Source organism: Streptomyces durbertensis (genome assembly GCF_014156695.1).
GTDB classification, from domain to species: domain Bacteria; phylum Actinomycetota; class Actinomycetes; order Streptomycetales; family Streptomycetaceae; genus Streptomyces; species Streptomyces durbertensis.
The window spans coordinates 1-573 of sequence record NZ_WMLF01000924.1 but is presented as its reverse complement, the minus strand read 5'-3'; the positions used below and the strand labels follow the sequence as shown (position 1 = coordinate 573).

At 72.9% G+C, this 573-nt stretch carries 1 protein-coding gene; it reads right to left on the bottom strand.

Going from position 1 to position 573, the window contains the following annotated elements:
* Positions 1–304: 304 nt before the first annotated feature.
* The gene (locus GL263_RS27695) at positions 305–520 is read right to left on the bottom strand and encodes a dodecin (RefSeq protein ID WP_182858461.1); all 216 of its coding nucleotides are present in this window, start codon (positions 518–520) and stop codon (positions 305–307) included.
* Between the last annotated feature and the right edge of the window lie 53 nt (positions 521–573).

The window sequence follows — 573 nt, the reverse complement described above, 5'->3', positions numbered from 1 at the left end:
GAGTACGGGGCGGCGGCGGTGGCCGGCCGGGGTCGAGCGGTTGAGCGGGACCGTGGGGTGTGGGGACCGGCGGCAGTTTGTCGGCGTGCCGGCGTTGAGTGGGGCGACGTGGCCGTTGCGGTGGCACTGTCCGCCGACGCCGGACGGGCGGTTGGTGCACGGGCCGCTGCTGCACGCCGTGCTGTGCGCCCTCGCACCGGGAGTGGAATCTGGACGTGACGAGCCGCCGCCGTTCGCGTGGCGCCAGGGGGAGGGGCGGGGGTGCGCGGACGGCGGCGGCTCGTGAGGCCGGAGCAGGAGGCGGCTACGCCGGGTCCTCCAGGCGGAAGCCGACCTTCATGCAGACCTGGTAGTGGGCGATGCGGCCCTCGTCCAGGTGGCCCCTGACCTGGGTGACCTCGAACCAGTCGAGGCCGCGCAGGGTCTTGGAGGCGCGGCTGATGCCGTTCTTGATCGCGGCGTCGACGCCGTCCGGGGAGGTGCCGACGATCTCGGTCACCCGGTATGTGTGCTCACTCATGGGGAATCGTGCTCCTGTGTGTCGGCGATCCTTCCACCGTGCCCCAGCGGGCC